The following is a 6,048-nucleotide window of genomic DNA, read 5'->3' as shown; positions in this document are numbered from 1 at the left end:
TGCGTCAGCACCCCGACAGCGATCCGGTCCGACAACCGCTCACCCGCAGGCGTCCTGGCCTGCCCCACCCTCGCCACACGAACGACAACGAGACAAAACCACTTAAGTCACCGGCATTGGAGCTAGGTCCGCAGCACCGGGATGTCGTCCTCGTGCCGGGCCTGAGCCCGACCTTGGTCCCCTTCAGCATGCGAGCCTCCTGTCCGACCCGGCGGACCGGCGGACCGGCGGACCGGCGGAGCAAACCGATCAGGAGACCGGTTCCCGCGCCGAGGCAGGGCGTCTCCCGGACCGGTTCACGCCCGCAGCGGGTTCGCCCGTACCGCCGCCATCAGGTACCAGGCCGTCGCACCCGTGTGCCGGTACGGGTAGTAGCCGAAGCCGAAGCCCGTGTCGAGGGGACTGCTCGCGGAGACGATGCCGGAGCGTTCGGGAAGAGCCCGGCCGCCGACGGTCTGGCCGGTGCCGAGGTGGTCCTGGGCGCGTTCGAGGGAGTCGAGCAGACGCCGGGCGCGGTACTCGTCGCCGCGCGCCCCCCGGTCACGGAGGGCGAGCGCCAGATGGGCGGTTCCCTCGAACCACACGCCGTTGCGGTCCGGCTTCGGCTGGAACTCGGCGATCGGCTTGTCCTCGTCGGCGACGAGGCTCGCGGAGCTGAAGGTGACCCCCTCGTACGACTGCCCGGCGGGCACCGTGCTGTTGCGCCGCTCGGAGTGGTCCAGGACCGCCAGTTCGCCGGCCGCCCAGTCCAGGGAACGGGAGTGGCGGCGCGAGTCGAGCGCGAGGTGGGTCCAGGTCTGGGTGTCCTCGGGAACGGGGGACTCGTTGACGGTCACCCCGTCGTTGGTGCCCGTGTAGAAGAAGCCGCCCGCCGGCTCCCACATCCGCCGCACGAACGCCTCCGCCCGCGCCGCGCGTTCCCGCCACACCCGGTCGCCGGTGAGCCGGGCGAGGCGTCCGAACAGGCAGACCAGGTCCGTGTTGTGCTCGGTCGACGTGAACGGCAGCTTCTCGTTCGCCCCGTTCACACCGAACTTGTAGCCGCCGAGGGGCTCGTCCGTACGGCCGGTCCGCTCGATCCAGTCCCCGATCCGCACGGCCGCCGCGAGGAACCGCCGGGCCCGCGTCCGGCGGGCCAGCGCGCTCAGCGCGATGCCGGCCCACGCCATGTCCCCGACGGCCGTGCCGGTGAAGCCGAACTGGGTGCCGACGTTGGCGGTCCCGTCCGCCCGCACGAACCCGTCCGGCTGCGGCACACCGTCGAAGAAGACGTACGGGCCGACGTTGTACGCCTGGCGCAGCCGCCCGTCGTCGTACGCCGGGTCGTGCGTCTGGGCGTAGATCAGCGCGTCCCCGAGTGCGATGGCCCGGGCCTCGCCGTCCCGCGTGCGCACCGCCAAGTGGGCCAGGATGGCGAGCGCGTTGTCGTACGTGAAGGCTGTGCTGAACAGGTTCGCCTGGTCGGTGTAGCTCTGGGTGAGACGGACGGGGCCGTGGTCCGGGTAGGCGTCCATGGCGGCGGCGAGGAAGAGCTGCGCACGACGCCGGGCCGACACGCCGGTGGCCTCGGCGGCGCCGGGCTCCTGCCCGGCCGAGCCCCCGGACGCGGCGTGGGCCGTACCGGAGAGTCCGGCGCCGGAGAGGCCGGCCGCGGTGAGCGCCGCCGCGCCGAAGCCGAGCAGCGTACGACGACTGGGGGTCGGACCAGGTCTGCCGGTCATGGTTCTCCCTCGGAGTGCGGGACATCAGGCGGCACCTGCCGCTTGAGAGCGCTCTCAAAGCGCGCGCGCTCATTGTGCTGGCGCTCCTGACCCGGGTCAACGGCTTTGACGCGCGGGCCGGTTGGGCACGGCCGGCGGTCGACTGCCCGGAGCACGCCTCTCGTGACCCGGTGTTCGGATTGAGCACTCGTCGTCCAGCGCTCGAACTGAGCACTCGTCGCCCGGCGCTCGAACTGAGCACTCGTCGCCCGGCGCTCGAACTGAGCACTCGTCGTCCAGCGCTCGAACTGAGCACTCCTCGCCCGGCGGACCGGGGGCACCGACCCGTCGCCGGTGCGTGCCCCCGCCGTTCACCTCCGTCTGCCGCCTCGGCGCCCCTCACTCCGTCCGCAGCGCCGTCGCCGTCCCAGCCCGTGCCGCCCAGCCGGCCGGGAGGAGGGCGCCCGCCACCGCGAGGACCAGCCCGCCCAGCGCGAGGAGCGCGAGGACCGGTGGGTCGTAGACGGCGATGTCGGCGGCCGGTACGGACATGCCGATCGCCTCGCCCATGAGGGGGACGACGGCACGGTGCAGGGCGACGCCGACGGGCACCGCCACCACGCCGGCGAGCAGACCGACCCCCGCGACCGAGGTGACGACCATGGCGACGGTCTGGCGGGGCGTCATCCCCAGCGCCTTGAAGACGCCGAGGTCACGAACCCGGTCGCGGGTGTCGAGGACCACCGTGTTGAGCACGCCCAGCCCCGCGACCGCGACCAGCATCAGCGTGAGCATCCCGATCAGCGCGTCCATGGCCACGATCACGCCGGAGTTGCCGGGGGTGCCGGCCAGCGCGACGGCGCCCGCGTCGGCGTCCTCCAGCGCGCCGTTCAGCGAGTCGAGGTACCGCGCCGGATCGGTGCCCGGTTCGGTCCGTACGTGGAACTGTCCGGGCCGGGCCTCGGTTCCGAGCCCGAGTTCGGCGAGGGTGGCGGTCGTGGTGAGCAGCTCCATGCCGTCGCCCTCCGTGAAGAACGCCGCCCCGACGATCCGTACCGGGACCCGCCGTCCACCGTCCATGAGGGTCACCGTGCCCCCGACTCCGATGCCGGCGGCATCGAGGAACCGCTCGGTGACCACCGCCTCCCCGGCTCCGTCGAGCCAACGCCCGGAGACCGTCCGGGGAGCACCCCAGGCCGAGTCACCCTCGTACGCGACGACGGTCGTCGGCCCGGCGATCCCGGACGCCGTCACCTGGGCCTGGGCGGTGCCGTAGAACCGGGCGGTGCCCTCCTGCGCCCGCAGCACATCGGCCACGGCCGCCGGATCGGCCTTCACCCCGTCCTCTTGCCCCGCACCACCCGCCCGGACGACATCCGCACCGGGCGGCCCCAGTCCGCCACCGGCCTCGACGACCACGTCGGCGGCCGAGTTCAGCAGGCGGCCCTCCTGCACCGCGCCCAACGTCAGCGCCAGCCCCACCGCGAAGGTGACGGACACGGCCCCGAACCCGACCGCCGCCGCGGCCACCAGCGACCGCCCCGGCCGCGCGAAGGGATACGCCAAGCCGAGCCCGACCGCCCTCGGCAGAGGCACCCACGAGGCGATCCGCGACGCCGACCGCACGGCAGAGCGCGACGCGAACCCCGACGCGAACCCCGACGCGAACCGCCCGAGCCGTCCGGCTCCCGGGCCGGGCCCGCCGACCGTACGCCCCACAGTGATCGCCTCGACCGTCCGCAGCCGTCCCGCCCGCAGCGCGGGGACGAGCGCGGCGACCGCCACCAGGAGGAGCGCCGCCCCCGGCACCACCACGTCGACCCACACCGGGACGGTCGTCGCGGGGGCCCCGACCACGTCTCCCGCCTCCGCGAGCACCGGCACGGCCAGCGCGTTGCCCAGCCCCACCCCGAGCACGCACCCGACGGCCGCCGGCAAGGCCGCCTGCGCCACGTAGGCCCGTACGACCTGCCCGGGAGTGAACCCGAGCGCCTTGAGCACACCGATCCGGCGCGTCGCGGCCCCCACGGCACCGCCGACCACGATCCCGATGACGAGGACCGACAGGAACAGCCCGAGCCCCCCGAAGGCCACCAGGAACGGCACGAACGCCATCGCGTTCGCCGTCTGCTCCTGCTTCACCGTGAGATAGGACCGCGTCCCGGTCATCACCCCCTCCGGAACGGCACCGGCGACCGCGGCCCGCCCGGCGGCCACGTCGGCGTCGGTACGGGCGTGGCGGAAGCGGTAGTACATCTCGTACGAGTACGAGACAACCCCTGCGGAACCCGCACCGCCGGCCGATCCAGCGGCACCATCCACATCGCGAGCCCCGCCGGCACCGCCCGCACCGCCCGCACCGCCGGCCGATCCAGCGGCACCACCCACATCGCGAGCCCCGCCGGCACCGCCAGCACCGCCAGCATCGCGGGCACCGCCGGCACCGCCGGCACCGCTGGCACCGCCCGCACTGCCGGCACCGCCCCCACCTGAGGCGCCCGGCCCCCCGCCCGGGTCGGCCCCCGTCAACGCCTCGGCCTGTGCGGGGGTGACCCACGCGTCCGCGGTGCCCGTGACCGACCGGGCGATCCCCACCACCGTCAGCGTGGGACTGCCCGGCGCGCCGGGAACCGTGAGGCGGCCCCCGATCCGCACCGGCACCTCGCTCTCGGCCACCGCGATCTGCCCCGCCCGGACGGGCCAGGCGCCCTCGACGAGTTCGACCCGGTCGACCGGCCCTGCGGCGTCGGCCCGCCCGACGACGGTCAACGGCGGAAGATCGACCCCGGCGGGCACGAACTCCGATTCCGATGCGGTACGCGGCCGTACGGAGAGACTCAGGAACGGCCCGGCGGCTGCCACCACCCCCGGGGCCTCGTCGGTGGCCCCCACCTCCTCGGCGGAGGCCCTCGTACCGTCGAACTGCCCCAGCAGATGCGCCCCGCGCTGCTCGGCGAACGCCCGGTCGAAGGGTGCCCGCGCCGCGACCAGCAGCCCGGCCGCGAGGACCGAGGCGGTGACGGCCATCAACGTCGTCAGCACCATGACGGCGGTCTGCACCCGCCGCCGCCCCACGCCGGCCCGCACCACCCGCCCGAGCGCGCTCACCACCCCACCTCCGCCACACCCTCACCCGGACGACGGCCGGAACCGCCCCACGGGCCCCCGCCTACACCCCGGTCGCCACCCCTCCCCCGCTCCCGCTCCCTCTCCCTCTCCCCCTCTCCGTCCCTGTCCCTGGCCCTGTCCCTGTCCTTGTCCTTGTCGGCGGTCACGTCGCGGACCACGCGGCCGTCCACCAGCTCGATCGTCCGCTGCGCGCAGGAACGGGCGAGGCCCAGGTCATGGGTGACGAGGACGATCGTCTGCCCGTCGGCGTTGAGGTCGGTGAGCAGTCGCCGTACGTCCTCGCCGGACACCGTGTCCAGCGCACCGGTGGGCTCGTCGGCGAGCAGCAGCGCCGGACGGTTCATCAGGGCGCGTGCGACGGCAACGCGTTGCCGCTCGCCCCCGGACAGCCGTCCGGGATGGGCGTGGGTGTGCCGGTCGACCCGCAGATACTCCAGCAGGCTCGCGGCCCGTCGCCGTGCCTCGCCGCGGGGCATCCCCGCCAGCTGGGCCGGCAGCAACACGTTGTCGCCGACGGTCAGGTCGTCCAGCAGGTTGAAGAACTGGAAGACCATGCCGATCTTGGCTCTCCGGTAGCGCGCGGACCCCGCCTCGTTCAGCTCGTCCACCCGTACGCCGTCGACCGTGACGCTTCCCGAACTGGGCCGGTCCAGCCCGGCGATCAGATTGAGGAGGGTCGACTTGCCGCTCCCCGAGGGCCCGATGACACTCACGGCCTCCCCGGCCCGCACGCTCAACGTGACGCCGGAGAGCGCGGGCGGCCCTTCACGGCCGTACGCCCGGCTCACCCCCCGGATGTCGATGACGGGCGCGGCGACGGCCCCGTTCGTGGCCGTACTCGCGGTCGTGGTCGATGCCACGAGGCCTCCCCTGGCTGGTGGTTGATGTCGCACCACGACGCTAGGCAGACCCGTGCCCCCGGTCGTCACCCACGACGACGACCCCGCCTGCCGCGCCCGACGGACCCACCCGGGGCGTCATCCCTGAGATGTACGCGGAGGATGTAGCCCGTGCGGCCCCCGTCCACGCGGAGAAGGATGTGACGCCCGAACCCGCTTGCGAGACTGGGCGCAGGGGCGGCGGGACAACGACACGGGCGCTGCGATGCTCGCGAGTCCGAGAAAGCGACAACGGGTGGCGAAGCGAAACAGGGAACAGCAGCCGAACGCCGACCGGAGCGCGGACGACAGCCGGACCCCGAACGCTCAACGGCGGTCGG

The 6,048-nt window shown here is 74.0% G+C and carries 3 protein-coding genes; all 3 read right to left on the bottom strand.

The features are described from left to right. Window positions 1-296: 296 nt before the first annotated feature. The 3 genes from ACZ4Z2_RS20085 to ACZ4Z2_RS20075 all read right to left on the bottom strand — a co-directional run bounded on the left by ACZ4Z2_RS20085 (window position 297) and on the right by ACZ4Z2_RS20075 (window position 5,689). Window positions 297-1,721 (bottom strand): Tat pathway signal sequence domain protein, encoded by a 1,425-nt coding sequence (locus ACZ4Z2_RS20085; RefSeq protein WP_468077783.1) that lies wholly within the window; start codon window positions 1,719-1,721, stop codon window positions 297-299. A gap of 378 nt (window positions 1,722-2,099) precedes the next feature. Continuing rightward, on the bottom strand, window positions 2,100-4,808 hold the full coding sequence (locus ACZ4Z2_RS20080; RefSeq protein WP_468077781.1) for an ABC transporter permease: 2,709 nt from the start codon (window positions 4,806-4,808) through the stop codon (window positions 2,100-2,102). Then, window positions 4,805-5,689, bottom strand: a complete 885-nt coding sequence (locus ACZ4Z2_RS20075) for an ABC transporter ATP-binding protein (RefSeq protein WP_468077779.1) — start codon at window positions 5,687-5,689, stop codon at window positions 4,805-4,807. Before ACZ4Z2_RS20075 ends, ACZ4Z2_RS20080 begins: the two co-directional genes overlap by 4 nt. Window positions 5,690-6,048: the final 359 nt, after the last annotated feature.

The sequence above is a fragment of the Streptomyces sp. NPDC030183 genome, assembly GCF_055573455.1.
Note: the sequence above shows the minus strand (reverse complement) of the source record. Positions and strands in the feature narration are given on the sequence as shown.

Bases quoted from the DNA above. Each gene is read 5' to 3' on its own strand.
- ACZ4Z2_RS20085 (WP_468077783.1), bottom strand. From the start codon at position 1,721: ATGACCGGCAGACCTGGTCCGACCCCCAGTCGTCGTACGCTGCTCGGC.